3 protein-coding genes are annotated in these 2,032 nt (G+C 43.9%); all 3 read left to right on the top strand.

The annotated features are described in order from the left end of the window. Positions 1-140 precede the first annotated feature (140 nt). The 3 genes from JO972_RS16700 (at position 141) to JO972_RS16690 (ending at position 1,764) form a co-directional block, all read left to right on the top strand. Positions 141-602 (top strand): SMI1/KNR4 family protein, encoded by a 462-nt coding sequence (locus tag JO972_RS16700; RefSeq protein WP_309491227.1) that lies wholly within the window; start codon positions 141-143, stop codon positions 600-602. A 123-nt stretch (positions 603-725) separates the two neighbouring features. Further along, positions 726-1,130: a hypothetical protein gene (locus JO972_RS16695; protein WP_309491226.1), complete on the top strand. Its 405-nt coding sequence runs from the start codon at positions 726-728 to the stop codon at positions 1,128-1,130. A gap of 139 nt (positions 1,131-1,269) precedes the next feature. Then, entirely contained in the window at positions 1,270-1,764 is a 495-nt protein-coding gene (locus tag JO972_RS16690) for a hypothetical protein (RefSeq protein WP_309491225.1), read from the top strand. The last annotated feature ends 268 nt before the right edge of the window (positions 1,765-2,032 follow it).

Here is a 2,032-nt window from a genome sequence, read left to right as displayed (position 1 = left end):
CGACCGGATACCGTCCCTAGTCCGAGAAACATTCTACAGGCATGGGACATTCTACATATTCGACCATTGATTTATCGGCGGCCGAATTTTACGTTCGGCAATAATTATAAATGCACCCGATAGCAAAGAAAGTCCGTGATATGGACGGCAAACTAGCTGAGCCAGCATCACTAGAAACCGTCAATGAATTAGAAAGGTCTTTAGGTGTGACTTTTCCTGATTCGTATCGAGGTTTTTTAGGTCAGCACGACGGTTCTGAGACGGAGACTGATGATGCCATTTGGCGTTTTTGGCCATGTTCTGAGATAAAGTCTTACACAGAGTATAGAGAGAAAGGGTTCTTCATCCCTGATCATAATGATATTAGGAATATACTACCATCAGTTAAGAATCTGACATTCTTAGGCCACAGAATGATTGTGTTCGCAGACGCTCTTATCGATGCGCCATCGTATGGTATGTATTTGGACGAGGGTCATGTTTGCCACAATTGGATATTCGACATTTCATATGGATATGTGTCAGCTATTTCCTTCGACGAATGGTCTAAGATATTTGTGGAGCAGGCTGAATACGGTTTGATATTCCGTGGGCAACAATAGTGGCCGAACAAGTCGCTGCACACGACCGTTAACCGTTCGTAGTCCGCAGCCATTTTACAGTTAAACCCTTGCTCGTATGCGCGGTGTTTTACAGTTGGCGTTTGAGCTTTACGTTCGACAATAATGAAGAAAAAATATGTCATTGCGATTTCTCTAGTTGGCTTGCTGCTATTGGTTTATGTAATTCCTATTATAGTAGCCAAGAGTCGTGCACGACCGTTGATGGGGCATTTTGATCTTGAGAGTAAGTGCATGGGGGGACATGAAATTTTTCTCCTGATAGAGAACGGACGATATTATTTTGATTGCCCCGGTCATAACGAGAAGGATGATATGGGTCGTGTAGCAAGATCAGGAGATTCAATAACCTTATTAGGTTTGCATGACGACTTACCATGGGCACGCGTGGACTGGAACGGTTCCAAGCACAGCATTACGTTCATTAAGGATGGTGAGAATCAAGACTTACCGCAGGTTGTGAGTCCTTGGCGTTTACGCCTGCCATACTACATTTCTCGTGACCACTGAGAATGTGGTCGAACAAGGCGCTGCATCAGACCGCTAACCGTCCATGAGTCGATGGCGTAGTCACTATTTCAAGTTGCTCAGAGATTTGCCCTTACGTTTTGGGCGGCGGTTGAGCTCTACGTTAGCCAATAAAAATAATATGAAACACATAGTAACATCACTCGCAGCTTTAGTCATGCTTGTGAGTTGCACATCCGAGGATGACCAGACGATATCAGATAGTGACGCTGAACTACTGGCATCGGTTAAACGTGTTCAAGATAAGTCTGGGTTATCGAATGAAGAAATGGAATCGGCAGTAATTCGTGGAGTAGAAGTTCTGTTGGTATTTGATAGTGCCATTCAGAAGGGTATAATGACCGAAGAAGAGTTTCAGCGTATGCCTGAGATGATTCAAGATATTTTGCAGAATCAACTTGAATCTCGTGCACTCACAGCAGCACTTGGTTTAACAGTTCTGAAAGCCCGCGAAGAAGGTGATATGAACAAGCTGGAGCGGTCGATACGGACGATTGTAGCGGAGCATTATCGAGAGACTGAAGGTAAGACGGATGATATCAATATAGGCTTTCGTAAGCGTGTAGAGGATTATGCTGCCAAAGATCCCGAATTGCTCAGCCTGATTAAAAAATAGGGCTAACAAGTCGTTGCCATCGACCGTTAACCGTTCGTAGTCTGCGGATTTTTTACAGTTAAAATCTTTAATGATTGGCGGTTGTTTTACACGCGGCCATGGAACTTTACGTTCGATAAGAATAAGAAAAACTATGAACATCATCATTTGGTTAGCTATCACCGCTGCATTCGTACGAGGCATTTATGTTTTTGATCAAGGTCACTCTGCTGAAGGAAGATATCCGGTTGCATCGGCCATCTGTTTCATTGGTGCAATTCTGTGCGCA

It is taken from the genome of Oceaniferula flava, from assembly GCF_016811075.1.
Classification (GTDB): domain Bacteria; phylum Verrucomicrobiota; class Verrucomicrobiia; order Verrucomicrobiales; family Akkermansiaceae; genus Oceaniferula; species Oceaniferula flava.
The sequence above is the reverse complement of the archived record's forward strand: the minus strand, read 5'-3'. Positions and strand labels throughout refer to the sequence as shown.